Annotated in this window: 15 protein-coding genes and 3 rRNA genes; 16 read left to right on the plus strand and 2 right to left on the minus strand. The window is 61.1% G+C overall.

The annotated features are described in order from the left end of the window. Nucleotide 1 precedes the first annotated feature (1 nt). From ACNAOT_RS08355 to xerD, 15 genes are all read left to right on the plus strand, one after another. Complete coding sequence (locus ACNAOT_RS08355; protein WP_420181141.1) at nt 2-658, plus strand: DNA-3-methyladenine glycosylase; 657 nt, start codon at nt 2-4, stop codon at nt 656-658. A 132-nt stretch (nt 659-790) separates the two neighbouring features. Continuing rightward, nucleotides 791-3,019 carry an ATP-binding domain-containing protein gene (locus ACNAOT_RS08360; RefSeq protein WP_420180711.1) on the plus strand — a complete coding sequence of 743 codons (2,229 nt, stop codon included), beginning with the start codon at nt 791-793 and terminating at the stop codon, nt 3,017-3,019. 37 nt (nt 3,020-3,056) lie between these two features. Then, complete coding sequence (gene tyrS / locus ACNAOT_RS08365) at nt 3,057-4,367, plus strand: tyrosine--tRNA ligase (protein ID WP_420180712.1); 1,311 nt, start codon at nt 3,057-3,059, stop codon at nt 4,365-4,367. 701 nt (nt 4,368-5,068) lie between these two features. Beyond that, a 16S ribosomal RNA gene (locus tag ACNAOT_RS08370) occupies nt 5,069-6,589 on the plus strand. Between the two features lie 530 nt (nt 6,590-7,119). After that, a 23S ribosomal RNA gene (locus ACNAOT_RS08375) occupies nt 7,120-10,262 on the plus strand. 164 nt (nt 10,263-10,426) lie between these two features. Then, nucleotides 10,427-10,543 (plus strand): 5S ribosomal RNA (gene rrf, locus ACNAOT_RS08380). The 16S, 23S and 5S rRNA genes sit together here, the layout of an rRNA operon. 332 nt (nt 10,544-10,875) lie before the next feature. Beyond that, a complete protein-coding gene (locus ACNAOT_RS08385; protein WP_420180713.1) occupies nt 10,876-12,828 on the plus strand; it encodes a hypothetical protein in 1,953 nt (650 codons plus the stop codon). Continuing rightward, nucleotides 12,821-13,807 carry an HAD-IIA family hydrolase gene (locus ACNAOT_RS08390; RefSeq protein WP_091466556.1) on the plus strand — a complete coding sequence of 329 codons (987 nt, stop codon included), beginning with the start codon at nt 12,821-12,823 and terminating at the stop codon, nt 13,805-13,807. Before ACNAOT_RS08385 ends, ACNAOT_RS08390 begins: the two co-directional genes overlap by 8 nt. Before the next feature lie 9 nt (nt 13,808-13,816). After that, nucleotides 13,817-14,101, plus strand: coding sequence for a hypothetical protein (locus tag ACNAOT_RS08395; RefSeq protein WP_420180714.1), 285 nt, complete (start codon nt 13,817-13,819; stop codon nt 14,099-14,101). 3 nt (nt 14,102-14,104) lie between these two features. Next, nucleotides 14,105-14,917, plus strand: a complete 813-nt coding sequence (locus ACNAOT_RS08400) for a TlyA family RNA methyltransferase (protein WP_054809331.1) — start codon at nt 14,105-14,107, stop codon at nt 14,915-14,917. 12 nt (nt 14,918-14,929) lie between these two features. Then, on the plus strand, nt 14,930-15,970 hold the full coding sequence (locus tag ACNAOT_RS08405; RefSeq protein WP_091466559.1) for an NAD kinase: 1,041 nt from the start codon (nt 14,930-14,932) through the stop codon (nt 15,968-15,970). A 3-nt stretch (nt 15,971-15,973) separates the two neighbouring features. Next, entirely contained in the window at nt 15,974-17,713 is a 1,740-nt protein-coding gene (gene recN / locus ACNAOT_RS08410; RefSeq protein ID WP_420180715.1) for a DNA repair protein RecN, read from the plus strand. Nucleotides 17,714-17,857: 144 nt separating this feature from the next. Next, nucleotides 17,858-19,603, plus strand: a complete 1,746-nt coding sequence (locus ACNAOT_RS08415) for a CTP synthase (RefSeq protein WP_091466563.1) — start codon at nt 17,858-17,860, stop codon at nt 19,601-19,603. 27 nt (nt 19,604-19,630) lie between these two features. Further along, nucleotides 19,631-20,293: an NUDIX domain-containing protein gene (locus tag ACNAOT_RS08420; protein WP_091466564.1), complete on the plus strand. Its 663-nt coding sequence runs from the start codon at nt 19,631-19,633 to the stop codon at nt 20,291-20,293. Between the two features lie 2 nt (nt 20,294-20,295). Further along, nucleotides 20,296-21,255: a site-specific tyrosine recombinase XerD gene (gene xerD / locus ACNAOT_RS08425; protein ID WP_420181142.1), complete on the plus strand. Its 960-nt coding sequence runs from the start codon at nt 20,296-20,298 to the stop codon at nt 21,253-21,255. A gap of 43 nt (nt 21,256-21,298) precedes the next feature. Here xerD and ACNAOT_RS08430 read toward each other — a convergent pair whose 3' ends face one another. After that, nucleotides 21,299-22,057: a hypothetical protein gene (locus tag ACNAOT_RS08430; protein WP_420180716.1), complete on the minus strand. Its 759-nt coding sequence runs from the start codon at nt 22,055-22,057 to the stop codon at nt 21,299-21,301. A 56-nt stretch (nt 22,058-22,113) separates the two neighbouring features. Between ACNAOT_RS08430 and ACNAOT_RS08435 the strand changes: the two genes are divergently transcribed. After that, the gene (locus ACNAOT_RS08435) at nt 22,114-22,611 is read left to right on the plus strand and encodes an 8-oxo-dGTP diphosphatase (RefSeq protein ID WP_420180717.1); all 498 of its coding nucleotides are present in this window, start codon (nt 22,114-22,116) and stop codon (nt 22,609-22,611) included. An 85-nt stretch (nt 22,612-22,696) separates the two neighbouring features. Here the strand turns inward: ACNAOT_RS08435 and ACNAOT_RS08440 are convergent, their stop codons facing one another. Next, complete coding sequence (locus ACNAOT_RS08440) at nt 22,697-23,836, minus strand: bifunctional 2-methylcitrate synthase/citrate synthase (RefSeq protein ID WP_420180718.1); 1,140 nt, start codon at nt 23,834-23,836, stop codon at nt 22,697-22,699. Nucleotides 23,837-23,897 lie beyond the last annotated feature (61 nt).

A 23,897-nucleotide genomic window follows, 5' to 3' on the forward strand; every position in this document is an offset into this window, starting at 1 on the left:
CATGGACAACGGAGTCAGCAGCCCGTCCCAAGTGCGCAAGTTTCTTGGGGGTGATCCACGTGTCATCGCCCCGCTGATACTTGGCGCGGTACTTACCCACAACTCAGAAGCCGGTCCAGTCTCGGTCAGGCTCACAGAGGTGGAGGCCTATATGGGCCCGCGCGATTCAGAGCATCCCGACCCCGGTTCCCATACCTTCGGTGGTCCTACCGCCCGGAATGCACCAATGTTCGGGCCGCCGGGTTTCCTGTACGTCTACTTCACCTACGGCATGCACTATTGCGCCAACATCGTCTGCGGTCCTGACGGCTCCGCGTCTGCGCTGCTTCTGCGGGCAGGAGAGATTGTTGACGGGGATGAGCTCGCTGCCCTTCGCAGGCCGGCCTCCAAGTCGCACAAGGAACTGGCTAGTGGACCTGCCAGGCTCGCTTCCGCGCTGGGACTCACGACGGCGGATACTGGCCGTGACGCCCTCGCCTCACCGTTCAGCCTGTGGTTGCCGACGACGCCCGCAGCCGCCGTCGCCAGTGGACCGCGGGTGGGCGTAGCGGGTCCAGGTGGAAGCACCGAATATCCTTGGCGGTTTTGGATTGAGGACGATCCCACCGTGTCCAGGTACAAGGCTGCCCGGCCCCGGACCCGTAGCGCTGCCGGGTGAATTTCGACGTTGGTGGATCAGTGAAACATGAACTTTTTGTGACGCAGTCCGCCGTATGACGTGGACCCCCCACGTTTACCAAAATCGCTGTAGAATGGACGGTCTGTCTTTTGCGATAGGGGTTACGGTTCGATGCACGACGCTGATTTGGTCCACGAGCAGGAATATGTGGCCGGGCTGTATGCCCGGCTTGATGAGCTGCGCGCCGAAAAGCGCGCCCAGCTGGCGCAGGTGCGCAAGGCCGGCGCGGTGGGAACCATGCAGAACGTCTCAGAACGTGACGCGTTCGCGGCACTGTACGAAGACCGTCTGGCCCAGCTCGACGCCGTCGACGATCGCCTGGTCTTTGGCCGCCTTGACCTCGACTCCGGTGAGGCTCAGTACATTGGCCGCATCGGGCTGTCCACCGCCGATCTGCAGCGCCTTATGGTCGACTGGCGTGCGCCGGAAGCAGGCCACTTCTATCAGGCCACCGCGTTCGACCGTCAAGGCGTGCGTCGTCGTCGCCACCTGATCCTTCAGGGGCGGGACGTAAAAGCGATTGAAGACGACGTCCTGGACGCAGGGATGCTCGCGGACAACGACTCGCTTCAGGGCGAAGGCGCCCTGCTGGCTGCGCTCAATTCCAAGCGCACGGGCCGCATGTCGGACATCGTGGGCACCATCCAGTCCGAGCAGGACCGGATCATCCGTTCCTCCATCTCCGGAGCGCTGGTAGTTCAGGGCGGTCCCGGAACAGGCAAGACCGCCGTGGCCCTGCACCGTGCCGCCTACCTGCTGTACACGCACCGTGAGCGGCTCAAGAGCGCCGGCGTCCTACTCGTGGGCCCGTCGTCGTCCTTCATGCACTACATCGAACGAGTGTTGCCATCGCTCGGCGAGACGGGTGTGGTCATGGCCAGCCTGGGACGCCTCATGCCCGGGATCCACGCTATTCCCGAGGAAGATGCGGATGTTGCCGCCCTGAAAGGCAAGCTGGACATGGCAACCGTGGTGGCAAATGCCGTGGCCAACCGGCAGCGGACGCCCGCCGAAGACCGCATCCTCGAAGTCGATTCGCGGAAGCTGACGCTGACGGTCCGCCAGGTGCGCCGTGCCCGGGAGAAAGCCCGCGCCACAGGAAAGCCCCACAACGAAGCCCGACTCACGTTCGTCAAAATCCTCCTGCGCGAGCTTACGGAACAACTCACGGACCTCGTGGAGGAAGGCAACATTGGCAACAACGCCGATCGCGCCTATTTGGCCGAAGACGTCCGGTCAGCCCGCGATGTTCGCATCGCGCTGAACCTTTGCTGGATGCCGATGACCCCAGAGAAGCTCATCTCAGAGCTTTTCAGCAAGCCGGCCATCCTTGAAGCCTGCACACCGCACCTGACGCCTGCGCAGCGCACTCTGCTGCAACGGCCGGTGGATGCTCCTTGGACGGAAGCGGATGTTCCGTTGCTGGATGAGGCTGCAGAGTTGCTGGGTGAACTGGATCCCGCCGCCGGGAGGGGATTGGCACAACAGGAAGCCGACCGTGCCCGCGATCTCGCCAACGCCAAGCAGACCCTCGCCAACATGGAAGCGATGGGCGTGGACGTACTGGTGACTGCTGAAGAGCTTGCCGAGCAGAACCAGGAACGTGAAGGTCGGCTGACCGCTGCCGAACGCGCTACGAGTGATAGGTCGTGGGCCTTCGGCCACATCGTGGTTGACGAGGCCCAGGAACTCTCGCCCATGCAATGGCGGCTCCTGGTACGGCGTTGCCCGCTGAAGTCCTTCACCATCGTGGGTGACATTGCACAAACGAGTGCAGCGGCCGGTGCCAATTCGTGGCAAAGTGCGCTGGCGCCGTCGTTCGGTGACCGCTGGACGCTGGAAGAACTTACCGTGAACTACCGCACGCCGTCGCAGATTGCCGAGGCGGCTGTCCGCATGGCCAACCGCGCAGGCCTGGTTGTCTCGGCCCCCAAGGCCGTACGCGAAGGCAAATGGTCGCCCATCGTGGACCATGTGGAGGCGGACGGCATCGTCAAGCGCTTGGTAGAGGTCCTGCCGGAGGAAGTGGAAGCGATCGACGGCGGCCTGCTGGCTGTCATCGCCGACGGACCGCTGCTGCCGCAGGCCACCGCCGCGCTGCGTGAGGTCTACGGACGCCGCATCGGCAGCGGCGCAGGCAGCTACCAGCAAGACATCGTGGTGATCAGTCCCAAGGAAGCCAAGGGCCTGGAATTCGACGGTGTTGTGGTCCTGGAACCGGCCGCCATGCTGAACCATGAGCACGGCAAGGTAGGCGACCTCTACGTCGCCATGACCCGTGCCACGCAACGCCTGCGCCTCATCGCGGCCGCGCCGGTACCCGCCGGCATCGAGCGCTAGGAAAAACGGACCCTGCAATCCTGCTAACTTAGATCTCGTGTCACACGTAAACAACCTCGAGTCCCAGCACAACGATCCCGCCTTTGCCAACGTATGGCAGGAGCTCAAATGGCGCGGCCTTGTCCACGTTTCCACTGATGAAACTGAACTGGAAAAGCTGCTCGCCGGGGACCCGATCACGTATTACTGTGGCTTCGATCCCACTGCGCCATCGCTGCACCTGGGCAACCTGGTGCAGTTGCTGGTGATGCGTCGCCTGCAGTTGGCCGGCCACAAACCGCTCGGTTTGGTGGGCGGTTCCACCGGCCTGATCGGTGACCCCCGTCCGACGGCGGAGCGCACCTTGAACACCAAGGACACCGTCGCGGAGTGGGTTGGCTACCTTCAGGGCCAGGTGCGACGCTTCCTCAGCTTCGAGGGCGGGAACCCGGCCCGCATGGTCAACAACCTGGACTGGACAGCACCGCTCAGTGCCATCGATTTCCTCCGGGAGATCGGCAAGCACTTCCGCGTAGGCACCATGCTCCGCAAGGATGCCGTGGCGTCACGTCTGAACTCAGACGAAGGCATCAGCTACACAGAGTTCAGCTACCAGATCCTGCAGGGCATGGACTACCTCCAGCTCTTCCGTGACTACGGCTGCGCCCTGCAGACCGGCGGCTCGGACCAGTGGGGAAACCTCACCAGCGGTACCGAACTCATCCGCAAAGTGGAAGGCAAGAGCGTCCATGCCCTGGGCACGCCGCTCATCACCAACTCTGACGGCACCAAGTTCGGCAAGAGCGAAGGCAACGCCATTTGGCTGGACCCGGACATGTGCAGCCCGTACACGTTCTACCAGTTCTGGCTCAACACCGCCGATGCTGATGTGGTTGATCGACTGAAGGTATTCACCTTCCTGTCGCGCGCCGAGATCGAGGCGCTTGGTCAGTCTGTGGAGGAGCGCCCGTTTGCCCGGGAAGGCCAGAAGAAGCTTGCCTTCGAAGTGACCTCCTTGGTGCACGGCGTCGACGCAACCGAGAAAGTCATCGCCGCTTCGGCTGCGCTTTTCGGCAACGGCGACCTCACGGTACTGGATGAGCGCACCCTTGAAGCAGCCACTGCGGAACTTCCCTCCACCACCATTGGCGCCGACGGACTTGGCATCATCGACCTCTTGGTCGCTTCGGGGCTCTCGGACAGCAAGTCTGCTGCTCGTCGAACTGTTGGCGAGGGCGGTGCGTACGTGAACAACACCAAGGTGTCCGATCCCGACGCTGTCATTGCCCGCGACGAACTGCTTCACGGCCGCTATTTGCTGATCCGCCGCGGCAAGAAGAACCTGGCAACCATCAAGGTTTCGGCCTAGGTTTCATCAGTAGTCCAGTTCCGAAAAGGCCGGCAACCGTTATGGTTGCCGGCCCTTTCTGCGTTTGAACGTGGTTGGGGAAGTGCTGGGATGGCTGGGTGCCGCCTCCTCCCGACGCTCTCCCACATCCCGCGGGTTTGGGGGGCATGGCTCTCTCACATCCCGCGGGTTCGTCCGGGTGACGCGCTTCACAAATGTCTCTTTGAGCTGATTGGAGCGCTTTTGGGCGTGTTTTCCTTGTGTTTGCGGGGTTTTTGGGTGGTGTTGGGGTGGATTTGGTGTGGGGGTTGGGTGCGTGTAAAGTTATTCGAGTCGCCGCCGCTGATGCGGAAAGATAGCGACCGACTCCCTTCAAATTACCGGTTCTGGTAGCGCTTTTGTGTGCTTCTGGTTGGTGGGGGAGGCCCGGGTTCTGGTTTGCTTTGTGCGGCTGGTTCGGGTAAGTTTGAAAAGTTGCTCCGGAGCGATCCTGGCCCCTTGTGTGGGGTTTGGTGGTGCCGGGTGTGTCTGTTGTTTGAGAACTCAATAGTGTGCCAAGTTTGTTGATACCGATTGTTTTATCAATTGGTTGAAATTATGGCTGGATCATTGCGCACCCCCGTGTGTGGTGGTCTGGTTTTCAGCTGGTTTCGAATTTTGTGCAGCCGTGTTCGCCGTTATTTCCGGTGGGTGTGGTTGTGTCTGTTTGGTTTTGTTTTACTTCAACGGAGAGTTTGATCCTGGCTCAGGATGAACGCTGGCGGCGTGCTTAACACATGCAAGTCGAACGATGATCCCAGCTTGCTGGGGGATTAGTGGCGAACGGGTGAGTAACACGTGAGTAACCTGCCCTTGACTCTGGGATAAGCCTGGGAAACTGGGTCTAATACCGGATACGACCATCTGGCGCATGTCATGGTGGTGGAAAGCTTTTGTGGTTTTGGATGGACTCGCGGCCTATCAGCTTGTTGGTGGGGTAATGGCCTACCAAGGCGACGACGGGTAGCCGGCCTGAGAGGGTGACCGGCCACACTGGGACTGAGACACGGCCCAGACTCCTACGGGAGGCAGCAGTGGGGAATATTGCACAATGGGCGCAAGCCTGATGCAGCGACGCCGCGTGAGGGATGACGGCCTTCGGGTTGTAAACCTCTTTCAGTAGGGAAGAAGCGTAAGTGACGGTACCTGCAGAAGAAGCGCCGGCTAACTACGTGCCAGCAGCCGCGGTAATACGTAGGGCGCAAGCGTTATCCGGAATTATTGGGCGTAAAGAGCTCGTAGGCGGTTTGTCGCGTCTGCTGTGAAAGACCGGGGCTCAACTCCGGTTCTGCAGTGGGTACGGGCAGACTAGAGTGCAGTAGGGGAGACTGGAATTCCTGGTGTAGCGGTGAAATGCGCAGATATCAGGAGGAACACCGATGGCGAAGGCAGGTCTCTGGGCTGTAACTGACGCTGAGGAGCGAAAGCATGGGGAGCGAACAGGATTAGATACCCTGGTAGTCCATGCCGTAAACGTTGGGCACTAGGTGTGGGGGACATTCCACGTTTTCCGCGCCGTAGCTAACGCATTAAGTGCCCCGCCTGGGGAGTACGGCCGCAAGGCTAAAACTCAAAGGAATTGACGGGGGCCCGCACAAGCGGCGGAGCATGCGGATTAATTCGATGCAACGCGAAGAACCTTACCAAGGCTTGACATGAACCGGAAAGACCTGGAAACAGGTGCCCCGCTTGCGGTCGGTTTACAGGTGGTGCATGGTTGTCGTCAGCTCGTGTCGTGAGATGTTGGGTTAAGTCCCGCAACGAGCGCAACCCTCGTTCTATGTTGCCAGCGCGTTATGGCGGGGACTCATAGGAGACTGCCGGGGTCAACTCGGAGGAAGGTGGGGACGACGTCAAATCATCATGCCCCTTATGTCTTGGGCTTCACGCATGCTACAATGGCCGGTACAAAGGGTTGCGATACTGTGAGGTGGAGCTAATCCCAAAAAGCCGGTCTCAGTTCGGATTGGGGTCTGCAACTCGACCCCATGAAGTCGGAGTCGCTAGTAATCGCAGATCAGCAACGCTGCGGTGAATACGTTCCCGGGCCTTGTACACACCGCCCGTCAAGTCACGAAAGTTGGTAACACCCGAAGCCGGTGGCCTAACCCTTGTGGGGGGAGCCGTCGAAGGTGGGACCGGCGATTGGGACTAAGTCGTAACAAGGTAGCCGTACCGGAAGGTGCGGCTGGATCACCTCCTTTCTAAGGAGCTGCTAACAACTGGTTGCTGTGCCTGCATGGGTGTGGTGGTGGTTGTCAGTGTTGCCCATTGCGCAGGCGTCTGTTCTGCGGTGGGTGCTCATGGGTGGAATATCAACGAATCAAACTTGTTTGGCATGGCCTTCACCGGTTGTGTCCTGGTGCCAGTACGGCAACCCGTGTCCCCTTTTGGGGGGTGTGGTGTTGTGTGGAACGCGTCGGGGCGTGGTGTGTGTGGGGTTGTGTTTGGCGCACTGTTGGGTCCTGAGGCAACAGGACCTTTTTGCAGCAATGCGGAGAGCATCTTCTGGTGTTTCTTTTGTTCCTGCTTCCGGTACTTACCATCGTGTCCCCGTTCGTGGGGTGGTGGTGGTCTGGTTGACGGGGTTGTTGTTTGAGAACTACATAGTGGACGCGAGCATCTAGAACACACACACGCCTTCGTGTGGGTGTGTGTTCTTACAGCAATTTCTTATGAATGAACCTGGCCCTTGTGGTCATGGTTCTCTCGAGTAAGTTTATTGATCTTGTGTGGTCAAGTTTTTAAGGGCACACGGTGGATGCCTTGGCATTAGGAGCCGAAGAAGGACGTAGGAATCTGCGATAAGCCTGGGGGAGTTGATAACCGAGCGTTGATCCCAGGATGTCCGAATGGGGAAACCCCGCACAACGCTGTGAGGTGATTGTGTGACCCGCATCTGAACACATAGGGTGCGTGGGGGGAACGCGGGGAAGTGAAACATCTCAGTACCCGCAGGAAGAGAAAACAATAGTGATTCCGTTAGTAGTGGCGAGCGAACGCGGATCAGGCTAAACCGTTTCCATGTGTGATAGCCGGCGGGCGTTGCATGGGCGGGGTTGTGGGACTTTCCGTTCTGGTTCTGCCGGACCAGTGAGGTGAGGTGCAGGCATAGGTGAACGGTCTTGAAAGGCCGGCCAGAGAGGGTGTGAGCCCCGTAACCGTAATGTTGTGCACGGCCTGGGGAGTATCCCAAGTAGCACGGGGCCCGAGAAATCCCGTGCGAATCTGTCAGGACCACCTGATAAGCCTAAATACTTCCTAATGACCGATAGCGGACCAGTACCGTGAGGGAAAGGTGAAAAGTACCCCGGGAGGGGAGTGAAACAGTACCTGAAACCGTGTGCTTACAATCCGTCGGAGCCAGTCTGATTCTGGTGACGGCGTGCCTTTTGAAGAATGAGCCTGCGAGTTAGTGTTACGTCGCGAGGTTAACCCGTGTGGGGTAGCCGTAGCGAAAGCGAGTCTGAATAGGGCGAGTGTAGTGGCGTGATCTAGACCCGAAGCGGAGTGATCTACCCATGGCCAGGTTGAAGCGACGGTAAGACGTCGTGGAGGACCGAACCCACTTCAGTTGAAAATGGAGGGGATGAGCTGTGGGTAGGGGTGAAAGGCCAATCAAACTCCGTGATAGCTGGTTCTCCCCGAAATGCATTTAGGTGCAGCGTTGCGTGTTTCTTGCCGGAGGTAGAGCTACTGGATGGCCGATGGGCCCTACAAGGTTACTGACGTCAGCCAAACTCCGAATGCCGGTAAGTCAGAGCGCAGCAGTGAGACTGTGGGGGATAAGCTTCATAGTCGAGAGGGAAACAGCCCAGACCACCAACTAAGGCCCCTAAGCGTGTGCTAAGTGGGAAAGGATGTGGAGTTGCGAAGACAACCAGGAGGTTGGCTTAGAAGCAGCCATCCTTGAAAGAGTGCGTAATAGCTCACTGGTCAAGTGATTCCGCGCCGACAATGTAGCGGGGCTCAAGTACACCGCCGAAGTTGTGGATTTCACATAATGCCCTAGCCTTCGTGGTTCAGGGGTGTGGAGTGGTAGGGGAGCGTCGTGTGGGCAGTGAAGTCGCGGTGGAAACCAGCGGTGGAGCCTACACGAGTGAGAATGCAGGCATGAGTAGCGAAAGACGGGTGAGAAACCCGTCCGCCGAATGATCAAGGGTTCCAGGGTCAAGCTAATCTGCCCTGGGTAAGTCGGGACCTAAGGCGAGGCCGACAGGCGTAGTCGATGGACAACGGGTTGATATTCCCGTACCGGCGAAAAACCGCCCATGCCAAGCGGGGGATACTAACCGCCCGGAGCCTGCCCGCTCACCCTTGTGGTGTTGTGGGTTTTGGCCGAGCGCGGGACCTGATCCCGGGAGGTAAGCGTATTAACAGGTGTGACGCAGGAAGGTAGCCGGGCCGGGCGATGGTTGCCCCGGTCTAAGGATGTAGGGTCAGGGATAGGCAAATCCGTTCCTGTGTGTTTCGAGCACGATCCTGAGATCTGATGGGACCCCCGTATGGGGGGATCCGGTGATCCTATGCTGCCAAGAAAAGCATCGACGCGAGGTTTTAGCCGCCCGTACCCCAAACCGACACAGGTGATCAGGTAGAGAATACCAAGGCGATCGAGAGAATTATGGTTAAGGAACTCGGCAAAATGCCCCCGTAACTTCGGGAGAAGGGGGGCCTGCCCCGTGATGGAGACTTGCTCTCCGTGAGCGGGTGTGGGCCGCAGAGACCAGGGGGAAGCGACTGTTTACTAAAAACACAGGTCCGTGCGAAGTCGCAAGACGATGTATACGGACTGACTCCTGCCCGGTGCTGGAAGGTTAAGAGGACCGGTTAGCCACTTGTGGCGAAGCTGAGAATTTAAGCCCCAGTAAACGGCGGTGGTAACTATAACCATCCTAAGGTAGCGAAATTCCTTGTCGGGTAAGTTCCGACCTGCACGAATGGAGTAACGACTTCCCCGCTGTCTCAACCATAAACTCGGCGAAATTGCAGTACGAGTAAAGATGCTCGTTACGCGCAGCAGGACGGAAAGACCCCGAGACCTTTACTATAGTTTGGTATTGGTGTTCGGAGTGGCTTGTGTAGGATAGGTGGGAGACGTTGAAACCCGGACGCCAGTTCGGGTGGAGTCATCGTTGAAATACCACTCTGGTCACTTTGGACATCTAACTTCGGCCCGTGATCCGGGTCAGGGACAGTGCCTGATGGGTAGTTTAACTGGGGCGGTTGCCTCCTAAAAAGTAACGGAGGCGCCCAAAGGTTCCCTCAGCCTGGTTGGCAATCAGGTGTCGAGTGTAAGTGCACAAGGGAGCTTGACTGTGAGAGAGACATCTCAAGCAGGGACGAAAGTCGGGACTAGTGATCCGGCGGTACATTGTGGAATGGCCGTCGCTCAACGGATAAAAGGTACCTCGGGGATAACAGGCTGATCTTGCCCAAGAGTCCATATCGACGGCATGGTTTGGCACCTCGATGTCGGCTCGTCGCATCCTGGGGCTGGAGTAGGTCCCAAGGGTTGGGCTGTTCGCCCATTAAAGCGGTACGCGAGCTGGGTTTAGAACGTCGTGAGACAGTTCGGTCCCTATCCGCTGCGCGCGCAGGAAATTTGAGAAGGGCTGTCCTTAGTACGAGAGGACCGGGACGGACGAACCTCTGGTGTGTCAGTTGTACTGCCAAGTGCATCGCTGATTAGCTACGTTCGGATGGGATAACCGCTGAAAGCATCTAAGCGGGAAGCTCGCTTCAAGATGAGATTTCCATACACATTATGTGTGAGAGGCCCCCAGCCAGACCACTGGGTTGATAGGCCGGATGTGGAAGCGAGGACTAAAGACTCGTGAAGCTGACCGGTACTAATAGGCCAACAACTTACACCACACACAACACACTGCACGCGTCCACTATGTGGTTCCCGAACAACAACCCGCTTGTTCCAGGAACAAAACACAACTAAATAACAACACCACAGTTGTAACCACCACAGATTTCCCACCCCGAAAAAACGCCCACACCAGGCAAACCACGGGGACGGGTAACAAGGTTACGGCGGTCATAGCGTGGGGGAAACGCCCGGTCCCATTCCGAACCCGGAAGCTAAGACCCACAGCGCCGATGGTACTGCACCCGGGAGGGTGTGGGAGAGTAGGACACCGCCGGACAACCATTAGGTAGAGACCCCCCAACCCACCACGGGTTGGGGGGTCTCCCGCATTTAACAACCCTTCACACTCACTTGACTGCCAGTAGTGGCTAAGCCCACACCCGAACGCAGCTATTGCTATGTGGTACTTCAGGTGTTCGGCACTTGTGAGACTTGCCACGGGACGCCCCAGAGATGGCCTCGGCGTTCGGTCGCTGTGGCGGTGTCGAATAGAATTGAACAAGATATACGAGTCGGCAGACGAGTGCTGCCGGCGGCGTGACAACGAAATAAGGGTTATGAGCGACTACGCACGCGCCAGTGGTCGGCTCGCAACAGGAGGAATCCACCATGGCTGAGCACAACGGCGGTAATCGCGGCGCCAATCGCGGAAACTTCGGAGGGAACCGGGATGATCGCGGTTCGTACCGCGCCAACAACAATTCCGGCGGAGACCCCCGTGGCTTCCGTTCCAGGGAGAACAGGGATGGCAACGACCGTCCGGCTCGCGATGGTGAGCGTCGCCCCTTCAACAATGACCGTAACGATCGTCCGGCTCGCGACGGTGAGCGTCGCTCCTTCGGCGGCGATCGTGACCGTAAGCCGTTCGGTGACCGTGGTGATCGTCCGGCTCGCGATGGTGAGCGTCGCTCCTTCGGCGGCGACCGTGACCGTAAGCCGTTCGGTGACCGTGGTGATCGTCCGGCACGCGATGGTGAGCGTCGCTCCTTCAACAACGATCGTGGAGACCGTAAGCCGTTCGGTGACCGTGGTGATCGTCCGGCACGCGATGGTGAGCGTCGCCCCTTCAACAACGATCGTGGAGACCGTAAGCCGTTCGGTGATCGTCCCGAGCGCGGACCGCGTAATTTCGATGGCCCCCGTCGCGATAACGATGAGCGTCGCTCCTTCGGCGGCGACCGTGACCGTAAGCCGTTCGGTGACCGTAACGATCGTCCGGCACGAGACGGTGAGCGTCGTTCATTCGGTGACCGTGGTGATCGTCCGGCACGCGATGGTGAGCGTCGCCCCTTCAACAACGATCGTGGTGACCGTAAGCCGTTCGGTGATCGTCCCGAGCGCGGACCGCGTAATTTCGATGGCCCCCGTCGCGATAACGATGACCGTCGCCCCTTCGGCGGCGACCGTGACCGTAAGCCGTTCGGTGACCGTGGTGACCGCCCGGCACGCGATGGTGAGCGTCGCCCCTTCAACAACGACCGCGGCGACCGTAAGCCGTTCGGTGATCGTCCCGAGCGCGGACCGCGGAACTTCGGCGGTGACCGCAACGACCGTGGCGGTTCGTGGGAAGAGCGTCCGGCCCGGGTCCCCAACGCCAAGGACATCCGCAGCGCCAACCGTCCTGACCGCGAACGTTCTCCTGAGATTGACGAGGACGTCACGGGCAAGGAACTCGACCGCGCCACGGGTCACCAGATCAAGACCCTCGAGGAGCAAAGCGCGGGCTGGGTCGCGAAGCACCTGGTCATGGCTGGCCGCCTGATCGACATTGAGCCGGAGCTCGCATTCCAGCACGCCCTCGCCGCGAGCCGCCGCGGCGGGCGCCTCTCGGCCGTGCGTGAGGCGGTTGGCCTTACTGCTTACGCTGCCGGTCACTACGGTGAGGCACTGCGCGAATTCCGTACGTACCGCCGCATCAGTGGCTCCAACGTGCATTTGCCGGTGATGGCTGACTGCGAGCGTGGCTTGGGACGTCCGGATCGCGCCCTTGACATGGTCCGTTCTCCCGAAGCCCAGGATCTTGACGCTCCTGGCAAGGTTGAGCTTGCCATCGTGGCCTCAGGTGCACGTGCGGACCTCAAGCAATTGGATGCTGCGGTTAGCGAGCTTGAGATCCCGCAGCTGGACATCAACCGGGCCTTTTCATATAGCCCCCGCCTCTTCCGCGCATACGCTGAAGCTCTGAGTGCTGTGGGTCGTACCGAAGAAGCGGACAAATGGGCCCGGCAGGCGCTCGTGGCTGAGAACGCTTTGGGCGTGGGCGACTTCGCTGAACCCGAAATTCTGGACCTGGGCTGGGACGAGCAGGAAGAAGCAGCTGCGCGTAAGCCGCGCTTCGAGAAGCCGGCCCCGGATGCCGACGTCGTGAAGCCGCAAACGGAGACGGTCATCGTTGAGGCCGCAGCCGCTGATGTTGAGCATGATGACGTTGAGCTTGATGACGTCGAGTCTGATTACTTCGAATCCGATGACGCTGAATCTGACATCGATTCCGCGGACGAAGAAGCAGAAACAAAAGACGAAGACACCGAGAACGAGGGCTCCGACTCCCAGCATGGCTGATTCACTGATCTCATCGTTTGATGCTGTCCTTTCGGATCTGGATGGAGTGGTTTATGCAGGACCGCACGCCATTCCGGGGGCTGTGGAGTCATTGCAGCGTCTCGAAACCGTAGGCGTCGGCCTGGGTTACGTGACAAACAATGCCTCCCGCACCCCTGCCCAGGTCGCGGCGCATCTGCGTGAGCTCGGTGCGCCGGCCGAGGACCATCAAGTGGTTAGTTCCTCCCAGGCGGCAGGGGAGCTTCTGGCTTCCATGCTGCCTGCGGGGGCGCATGTCCTCATCACTGGCAGCGCAGCATTGGCCCATGAGATCGAACTGGTGGGACTCAAACCGGTGCACAGCGCCGCCGAATCACCGGTTGCGGTCGTCCAGGGATTCAACCCGGAGATTGGGTGGAAGGATCTGGCGGAGGCATCATATGTCGTAGCCGGGGGTGCCATGTGGTTTGCCACCAACACGGACATGTCCATCCCGCAGGCCCGCGGCATGGCACCGGGTAATGGAACGCTGGTTGCCGCGGTGGCGGCTGCCACGGGTAAGACGCCGTTGGTGGCAGGCAAGCCCGAAGCGCCCCTTTTCCACGCGGCAGCCAAACGGCTAAATGCTGATCGTCCGCTGGTTGTGGGCGACCGTTTGGACACGGACATCCTGGGTGGTAACCGCGCAGGATTTGCGACGGCGGCAGTCCTCACCGGTGTGGACACCACCCACACCATCATTGCGGCGCGGACTGACGAACGTCCGGATTACCTGCTGGCAGACCTGGAAGGCCTTTATGCGCCGTATCCGGAGGTTGTCAGCGACGCCGGCACGTTCCGCTGCGGTGCAGCCACTGCAGTTGCAGGGGACGGGACCGTCACGGTGACTGGCCTTGAGGGTGACCTCGATGCATGGCGCGCGGCGTGCGCGGCATGGTGGGCAGCGGTTCCCGACACGGACGTGGCGCAGGCGCCGCAGCTGGAATGGCGAAATCACTAGACTGGTGCGATGACCGAGCCCCAACACTCAGAGCCTCAACACTCAGAGGCGGAACATCCTGAACCGGAGCGACCCGCGGTCCAGTGGCCTGACGCCGCAAACCCCACAGGTGATCCGCTGGTGGACAGGGCACTAGGCCCGCTGGAGGACGTCGCTAAATTGCCCGTGCCGGACCACGGGGACCTGTACGCCGGCATCCATGACGGCTTGTTGGAAGCCTTGGATGCCGAACCCGGGCTTCCGGCAGTCCCGAAAAGCACCCCCAGCGATCCCCGCCCGGAAGGCGACAGCTAACGTATGCCAAGACTTGATCAGGAACTCGTCACCCGCGGGCTGGCGAGGTCCCGTACCCATGCCGCCAAGCTCATTAGTGACGGCAAGGTCAGCTCGGGCGGCAACGTCCTCGTCAAAGCCTCGCACCAAGTGGATGCTACGACCGGGTTGGATGTCGAGTCCCACCTGGAGGACATCTACGTCAGCCGCGCCGGGCATAAGCTGGCCGGCGCGCTGAAGGCGTTTCCCGCCGTCGTAGTTTCCGGGAAGAGGTGCCTCGACGCCGGTGCCTCCACTGGCGGTTTCACTGACGTCCTTCTGCGGCAAGGTGCCGCCGAAGTAGTGGCCGTGGACGTGGGGCACGGCCAGCTGGTCACGCACCTCCGGGAGGATCCCAAGGTGGAGGTCCACGAAGGCCTGAACGTCAGGTATATGACGGCGGAGCAGATCGGCGGTCCGGCACAGCTGACGGTGGCTGATTTGTCCTTTATCTCGTTGACGCTGGTCCTGTGGCCGCTTGCGCAGTGCACCGAGCCGGGCGGCGATTTAGTCCTTATGGTCAAACCGCAGTTTGAGGTTGGCAAGGAGCGTCTGAGCCGAACCGGCGTGGTGTCCTCAGAGAATGAACGACGGCGGGCGGTCGCCCAAGTGGCCCGCGCAGCAGTGGATGCAGGCCTTGAACTTCAGGACCTGGCAGCCAGTCCGCTTCCCGGGCAGGACGGAAATGTTGAATACTTCCTGTGGATGACGCGCAGGATGTCCTCGGTGTTGCCTAAGATCGAAGAGCGGGACGAGGACGTTGCTGCATTGATCAGGAAACTCTGGCCGAACCACTAGAAAGCAGATTCGATGAGCAGGCGTGTACTTGTCCTTGCCCACACCGGGCGGGAGGAATCGCTCCGCGCAGCGTGGGATGCCTGTACGCAACTGCATGCCTCTGGTCTGGTTCCCGTGCTGCAGAAGTCCGAACTTGCAGATATCGAACGGTTCTTCGGTGCCCTCGATACACCCATCGAGATCCTCAACGATCACGTCAATCTGGAGGACGTGGAACTCGTGATGGTCCTGGGCGGCGATGGCACCATACTCCGCGCGGCTGAGCTGGTCCGTGAAGTCGATGTCCCGCTGCTGGGCGTCAACCTGGGTCACGTGGGTTTCCTCGCGGAAAGTGAACGCGCCGATCTGGCCCAAACAGTGGAGTGGATAGCCAGCCGTCAATACACGGTGGAAGAACGCATGACCATCGATGTCCAAGTGTGGGTCAAGGGCCAGAAGATTTGGCACACGTGGGCTTTGAACGAGGCTGCCATTGAGAAGGCCAACCGTGAACGCATGTTGGAAGTTGTCACCGAAGTTGACGAGCGTCCTTTGACGTCGTTCGGCTGTGATGGTGTTGTCCTCGCGACGCCCACGGGTTCCACGGCCTACGCTTTTTCTTCAGGTGGGCCCGTCGTGTGGCCTGAGGTTGAGGCTTTGGTCATCGTCCCGATCAGTGCACACGCACTTTTTGCAAAACCCTTGGTGGTGTCGCCCCGTTCCAAGTTGGCCGTCGAAATCATGAACCGTACCGACGCCGTGGGGGTCCTCTGGTGCGACGGCCGTCGTTCGGTGGATCTCCCGCCTGGAGCACGCGTTGAAGTAACGCGCTCGGCAACCCCGGTGCGGCTGGCCCGGACGCACAAGACACCGTTCTCGGCCCGGCTTGTCCGGAAGTTCCAACTTCCCATCCATGGCTGGCGCGGCCCGGCGCCCCGGAGCGGCGAAGTGCACACCGGACCCATCCCTGTCATCCGCACACTGTCACCGGCACCGTTGCCCAGCCCCCGGGACTCCGGAACGTCCCCGGACCCGGGGCACGGTGAGCCATCAGACCCCACGAATGCGAAGTGAAACATGCTCGAAGAACTCCGAATCCGTGACCTCGGCGTCATAACCGACGCCGCCCTGCCGCTGGGCCCCGGCCTCAGCGTCGTCACCGGCGAAACCGGTGCAGGCAAGACCATGGTGGTGACCGCCGTCGGACTTCTTCTTGGTGCCCGTTCGGATGCCGGCGCCGTTCGAAGCGGCGCCAAATCTGCGTCGGCGGAAGCTGTGCTGAAGCTCGATCCAGCGCACAGTGCGGTGGAACGCGCCAAGGAGGCCGGCGGGGAGGCGGAAGAGTTCGACGGCGTTGCTGAGCTCCTGCTGGCCCGAACCGTGGGTGCCGACGGGCGTAGCCGGGCTTATGTTGGCGGACGTGCGGCACCGGTGGGTGTGTTGGCTGAATTGGGCGAGAGCCTGGTGGTGGTCCACGGCCAGTCAGACCAGATCCGGCTCAAGAGCGCCACCGCACAGCGGCACGCCTTGGACAGGTTTGCCGGAGCACCCCTCGCCAAGACGCTGGGGGAGTACCAGGATCTGTTCAACCACTGGAGGGCCATCCAGTCCGAACTCGAAACACTGCGCAGCGAAGCCCGCGAGCGTTTGCGGGAGGCTGAATCCCTGGACGCGGCCCTCAAGGAAATCGATGAGGTGGATCCCCAGCCTGGTGAAGACGAAACCCTCAAGGCCGAGGCCGTAAAACTGGCCAATGTGGAAGAACTGCGTTTGGCGGCAGCTGCGGCCCATGAGTCCCTCATTGCCGAAGAATTCGGAGACGCCGGCGACGCAACCACCATGGTGGATGCCGCCAAACGGACACTGGAGCACGTGGCGGAGCACGACGAGGAACTTCGTTCCGCAGCAACGCGGCTGGCGGAGGTCGGCTTCCTCCTCAATGACATCGCCGCCGAGTTGTCCAGTTACCAGGCAGCGCTGGACACGGAAGGCCCCGAACGGCTCTCCGAAATCGAGGAACGCCGCGCTGCCCTCGCCAAGCTGATTCGAAAGTACGCCCCCAGCATTGACGAAGTGCTTGAGTGGGCTGCTGCGGCCAGGACACGCCTCGACGAGTTGCAGGATGACTCCAGCCGCATCGAGGCCTTGGACGCCGAGGTGGGTTCCGCGGAGGCAACCCTGCGCAAGCTGGCCGCGGGCATCACCAAAGCCCGCCTCAAAGCTGCCAAGGACCTCTCAGCGCGGGTCAGCGCCGAGCTGAAGGCCTTGGCTATGGCCGACGCCACGTTGGTCATCGAGGTTGATGGCAGCGGCGTGCTGGGGCCGTGGGGCACCGATGAGATCGCCTTCCTCCTCAGGCCTCACTCCGGTGCTCCGGCGAGGCCACTGGGCAAGGGTGCCTCCGGCGGTGAACTGTCCAGGGTCATGTTGGCAATCGAGGTAGTTCTTGCCGCAGTGGATCCCGTCCCCACGTTCGTCTTCGATGAAGTGGACGCCGGCGTGGGTGGGCGTGCCGCCGTCGAAATCGGCCGAAGGCTGGCCATGCTCGCCCGGCACGTCCAGGTCCTTGTGGTCACACACCTGCCACAGGTAGCGGCCTTCGCAGATCAACATATCCGCGTGACGAAAACTTCCGTGCGTGGCGCTGATGGGAAGACAACCACGGGGTTCACGTCCAGTGACGTTCAGCTTCTTGGCGACGACGAGCGGGTCAAGGAGCTTGCCCGCATGTTGGCCGGTCAAGAGGATTCCGAGAGCGCGCAGGCGCATGCCCAGGAATTGCTGGACGACGCGAAGCTCCTGCCGCAGCGCGCGTAGAGTTGCCGGGCTTAGCTGCCGCGGGCTAGTGCGAGCACAATCACATTGGTGCCCTTCTTCCCGCCCAGGTCTTGCTTGGAATGCGGTGGTGAGCAACTATTGACCATTTGGGGAATCCGAACAGACGCTTGGAAGGCGTAATTGATGATAAGCTCGAATTCCGTGGTGCAGCGATCAAATTCCCGTGTAAATTCCCGGTTCCCGGGCTCGTCCAAGACGACCAAACACATCTTCGTCACCGGTGGTGTGGCGTCCTCGCTCGGTAAGGGTCTGACGGCTTCAAGCCTCGGTCACCTGCTGCGGGCACGTGGTTTGTCTGTAACTATGCAGAAGCTCGATCCCTATCTGAACGTGGATCCGGGCACGATGAACCCCTTCCAGCACGGCGAAGTATTCGTGACGGATGACGGTGCCGAAACCGATCTCGACATCGGACACTACGAGCGCTTCCTCGATGAGAACCTTGAAGGTTCGGCCAACGTCACAACGGGCCAGATCTACTCCACCGTCATCGCCAAGGAACGTCGCGGCGAATACCTTGGAGACACCGTTCAGGTTATTCCCCACATCACGGATGAAATCAAGCGCCGTATGCGCCTGCCTGCCGAAGGCAAAAACGCTCCGGACGTCATCATCACCGAAATCGGTGGCACGGTGGGCGACATCGAGTCGCAGCCGTTCCTTGAGTCCGCACGCCAGGTCCGCCAGGATGTGGGCCGCAACAACGTCTTCTTCCTGCACGTTTCATTGGTGCCGTACATTGGCCCTTCCCAGGAGCTGAAGACCAAGCCCACCCAGCACTCCGTGGCTGCCCTCCGCTCCATTGGCATCCAGCCTGAAGCCATCGTGATCCGCTCGGACCGCGAAGTGCCCGATGCCATGCGCGAAAAGATCGGCCGCATGTGCGACGTCGACATCGACGCCGTGGTTAACGCCGCTGACGCACCCAGCATCTACGACATCCCCAAGACCCTTCACTCGCAGGGCTTGGACTCCTACATCGTCCGTGCATTGGATCTCCCGTTCAAGGATGTTGACTGGACCAAGTGGGACAAGCTGCTTGAAGCTGTCCACAACCCCAAGCACGAGGTCGAGGTTGCCCTTGTGGGCAAGTACATCGACCTCCCGGACGCCTACCTCTCGGTCACTGAGGCTCTCCGCGCCGGAGGTTTTGCCAACGAAGCCAAGGTCAAGATCCGCTGGGTCCCCTCGGACGAGTGCGAAACCCTGGCAGGTGCCACCAAGTCCTTGGCCGGTGTGGACGCCATATGCGTTCCCGGCGGCTTCGGTATCCGTGGCCTCGAAGGCAAGCTTGGCGCTTTGAAGTTCGCCCGCGAAACCAAGCTCCCGGTCCTGGGCTTGTGCTTGGGCCTGCAGTGCATGGTGATCGAGTACGCCCGCAACGTGGTTGGCCTTGAAGGTGCTTCCTCCAGCGAGTTCGAGCCCGACTCGAAGTACCCGGTTATTGCCACCATGGAAGAACAGTTGGACATCGTGGAAGGCAAGGGAGACCTCGGCGGCACCATGCGCCTGGGCCTCTACGAAGCCAAGCTGGACGAAGGTTCGGTCATTGCCGAGACCTACGGCACCACCACTGTCAGCGAACGGCACCGCCACCGCTACGAGGTCAACAACAAGTACCGCGACCAGATCGCTGCCGAGGGCCTGGTGTTCTCGGGTACTTCCCCGGACGGCAAGCTCGTGGAATATGTGGAGCTTCCCCGCGAAGTCCACCCGTACTACGTGGCAACGCAGGCGCACCCGGAGCTCAGCTCCCGCCCCACCCGCCCCCACCCGCTGTTCGCAGGTTTGGTCAAGGCTGCCTTGGAGCGTCGTGAAGGTGCGCCCGTGGCCACCAAGACCGGTGCCCGCACGGTAGCTGCCAAGTAAACGCAAGTACTAACGAAGGACGGCGCGATGCCCGGTATTTCTGAAACCCCCCGCACATCAAGGCAGGTTTCGGACATGCCGAGCCCGCGCCGTCTTTTGTCTACCAGCAAGGTATATGAAGGCCGCATTTGGGACGTCGTCAGCGACTCGTTCCAACTCAGCGACGGCACGGACACCCTGGTTCGTGACTACATCGACCACCCCGGCGCAGTAGCGGTGCTGCCCATGAACGTGGACGGTGAGATTCTGTTGCTGAAGCAGTACCGGCATCCGGTCGCCATGGATCTGTGGGAGATCCCCGCCGGCCTGCTGGACGTTGAAGGCGAGGACTTCGTGGTGGGCGCGGCCCGGGAACTGGCGGAGGAAGCCGACCTGGTAGCGGCTACCTGGAACGTCCTTGTGGACTTCTTTAACTCGCCGGGTTCCTCCAGCGAGGCAGTCCGGATCTACCTGGCACGGGGCCTCAGCGACGTACCGTTGGCGGACCGGCATGTCCGCACCGATGAAGAAGCTGAAATTGAACTTCACTGGGTGCCGCTCGAGGACGCCGTGCAAGCAGTGCTGGAAGGCCGGCTGCATAATCCGTCGGCAGTGCTGGGGATCCTCGCAGCCGCTGCCGCGAAAGCTGATGGCTTCACCAGCCTTCGTCCAGCCAACGCGCCTTGGCCGGCTCACCCGAGCCAGCGCTGAGCATGGCCGAGGCCGCCACTCGAACCGTCAATGGCGTTGACCGTGCAGTAACCGACTATCTGCAGCACGTCGGCGTGGAGCGCGGCTTGGCGGCGAACACGCTGTCCGCGTACCGAAGGGACCTCGCCCGGTATTCGAACTTCCTTGCCGCGCAAGGCGTGGATCAGCCGGGAAACATCACACGGCATCACGTGACCGCCTTCGTGCAGGCCTTGTCTGACGGTTCGGACGGCGCCGCCGCCCTGGGGGTGCGCTCTGCTGCACGCACAGTGGTAGCTGTGCGTGGCCTCCACAAGTTTTGGGCGCTGGAAGGAACCACGACGGCGGACCCAGCCAGCGATGTGCACCCACCAATGCCGGGCAAGCGGCTGCCAAAAGCCATCAGCGTTGGCGAAGTGACGCGCATCCTGGAAGCTGCCGGCTCAGACAGTGCTACCGGTCTGCGAGACCGCGCATTGCTTGAATTCCTGTACTCCACGGGAGCCCGCATCGGCGAGGCCGTGGGGTTGGACGTCGATGACGTCTCCCTCGAAGACACCGGCGGTGACCCTGCCATCGTGCGGCTGTTCGGCAAAGGTTCCAAGGAACGCCTGGTACCCCTGGGCTCTTACGGTGCCCGCGCCGTCGGGGCCTATGTTGTTCGCGGCAGGCCGTTGCTGGCGTCCAAGGGCAAGGGCTCCCCGGCGCTGTTCCTCAACGCCCGGGGTGGCCGGATCAGCAGGCAGAGTGCGTGGACCATCCTTAAGGCCGCCGCCGAGAAGGCGAATATCACCAAAGATGTCTCTCCACACACGCTGCGCCATTCCTTCGCCACCCACCTCTTGGAGGGTGGGGCGGACGTCAGGGTGGTTCAAGAGCTGCTGGGACACGCGTCCGTGACCACCACCCAGGTCTATACGCTGGTCACCGCGGATACTTTGCGTGAGGTCTACGCAGCAGCGCATCCAAGGGCGCTCGGATAGCCAGGGCGCCGGGATAAATCCAGACACTAAGATAACGCCCGGGTTACTCGAGCACATTAAGCGTTAGCTCCACGGCGTCCACGAACAATGCCAGCAGCGAGGTCCCCAAGCCAGCTACCAGCAAGAGGCCGGGGTGTGCCAGCCCTACCACCACGCGCTTGAGCCGGGGGCGTCCGCGGAGGAACTTCTTTGGTACGCGTGTCTTCAGTGGTATCTGACGCCAGCCCCGCAGCCGCCGCAGAAACCACGCACAGCGGACGATGAACGCCATCCACAGGATGGAGAGCACCAGCGGAACTGCTGCCAGCATGAGATTGAAACCCAGAGCCGTGACTTCCTTTTCGGAATCGCCAATCACGGACTGGATGGTGGTGGAGATGGAAGCACTCATCACCACTGAGCCTGCCCACACCATGAAGGCTGCTACCAGTGCAAGGAATCGGACGAAGAAGTGGCCCAAGACGGTTGCGTCGACTGCCCTGAGGTGGCTTCGCGGCGTGGCATGCAGAACCACCAGCGTAGAGATCAAGGTGGGTAGCGCGGCCACGAGGACCAGCAGGTACCAGGTCCATCCGGCCAGGTCCACCACTTCGTCCAAAACGATCAGTCCTGCCCAAACCACTGTCCAGGCCCACCCTGCATAGAGCGGGTGTGCCACGAGCCAGCCTGGCAACCAGGCGTCCCGTTCGGCTTTAGCCTTGGGGACTGTTTCTCCTGCACCCGAACCGTCGTTGGGCGGCGGTTCGCCAACGCATTCGACGGCTGCCACCTGGGCTTGCCGGTTGCCCCCACCTTCAGTCATGGGCTCACTGTAGCAATGGCGGCAGCGGCAGGGGAGATCAGGTTAAGGTAGGCAGCATGACTGCAGCCCATGTGACTTTGTGCTTCCTCCTCCGCGACGGCGCGGACGGAGAACATGTCCTGCTCGGGACCAAGAAGACAGGTTTCGGTCGGGGCAAGGTGGTGGGCGTCGGCGGGCACGTTGAGTTGGGGGAGACCGCCTCACAGGCTGCGTGCCGTGAGGTCATGGAAGAGATCAACGTGGTGGTGCACGCGAAGGACCTGATTTCGGCGGGTACAGTTGATTTCGTTTTCCCTGCGAGGCCGGAGTGGAACATGGCCACCACCGTGTTCCTGACCCGCGCGTGGGAGGGGGAGCCATCGGAAAGCGACGAAATCGCCCCTGAATGGTTCCCAGTGGCGCAACTTCCAGTAGAGCGGATGTGGGCTGACGCGGAACACTGGCTGCCGGCCATGATTTCCGGCCAGCGCATCGCCGTGAGGGTGGCCTTGGCGGCAGACAACGAGAATGTGGCCGACGTCCACACCATTGATTGGGTGGATCCTCAGCGGTAGCAGTACCGAAACAAGTACGACGACGGGCCGGTCACCTTTCGGTGACCGGCCCGTCGTCGTAGAGTTCGCCAAATTTCGGGACGCGTTAGGGGACGTGCCGCTCTTCCGGCCCGTTGTATTCACTCAGCGGACGGATCAGTGAGTTGGATGCTACCTGTTCCATGATGTGGGCGGTCCAGCCCGTGATGCGGCTGGCGACGAACAACGGGGTGAACGTCTGGGTGTCGAAGCCCATCAAGTGGTAGGTGGGGCCGGCGGGGTAGTCGAGGTTGGGCTTGATGGCTTTGGCCTCGTCCATGGCCTGCTCGAGTCCGTTATAGAGGCCCAGGAGCTCAGGCCTGCCGTAGTGGGCGATCATCTTGTCCAGGGCGGCTTTCATGGTGGGCACGCGGGAGTCGCCGTGTTTGTAGACGCGGTGTCCGAAGCCCATGACCTTCTTCTTCCGGGCCAGGGCGTCTTCCATCCAGGCCCGGGCCCGGGTGGCGGCTTCCTCGAGGGACTCTTCGCTGCGGATGCCGATCTCATCGAAGGTGTGCATCACGGCCTCGTTCGCTCCGCCGTGCAGTGGACCCTTGAGAGCGCCGATCGCGGCGGTAACCGCCGAGTGCAGGTCAGCGAGCGTGGAGGTGACCACGCGGGCGGTGAAGGTGGAGGCGTTGAAGGAGTGCTCGGCGTACAGGATCATGGAGACGTTGAACGCCTCCACCACCTCCGGAACCTGTTCTTCGCCGAACGTCATCCACAAGAAGTTGGCCGAGTAGTCCAGGTCCTCACGCGGTTCAACGGGTTCCTGTCCGCGACGGCGGCGCTGGTCATAGGCCACGACGGCGGGCATGGCGGCCCAGAGATCAATTGCCTTCTTCATGTTCGCTTCAGGTGAGGAATCCTCCGCCAGCTCGTGCCTGGCGCCCAGCACCGACGCTGCCGTGCGGCACACGTCCATAGGGTGCGCCGTGGTGGGCAGTGTATCCACCACTGACTTCACCACGGGGTCCAGAGCACGTCCTGCGCGCTCGCGGGCCGTGAATGCCGAGAGTTCTGTTTCGTTGGGCAGTTCGCCGTTCCACAGCAGGTAGGCGACTTCTTCGAAGCTGCATTTTGCGGCCAGTTCCTGGACCGGATACCCGCGGTACAGCAGCGAGTTGGTGTCCGGGTTGACCTTTGAGACCGCGGTGTAGTCCACCACGACGCCGGCAAGGCCTTTTTTGATGTCTTCAGCAGCCATGCTGAACTCCTTCGTTCATAGTGCAGGCGCTCCGAGTAGGCCAGAGTGCCTGCGTTCCCCT

Source organism: Paenarthrobacter sp. TA1.8 (assembly GCF_048595705.1).
GTDB lineage: Bacteria > Actinomycetota > Actinomycetes > Actinomycetales > Micrococcaceae > Arthrobacter > Arthrobacter nitroguajacolicus.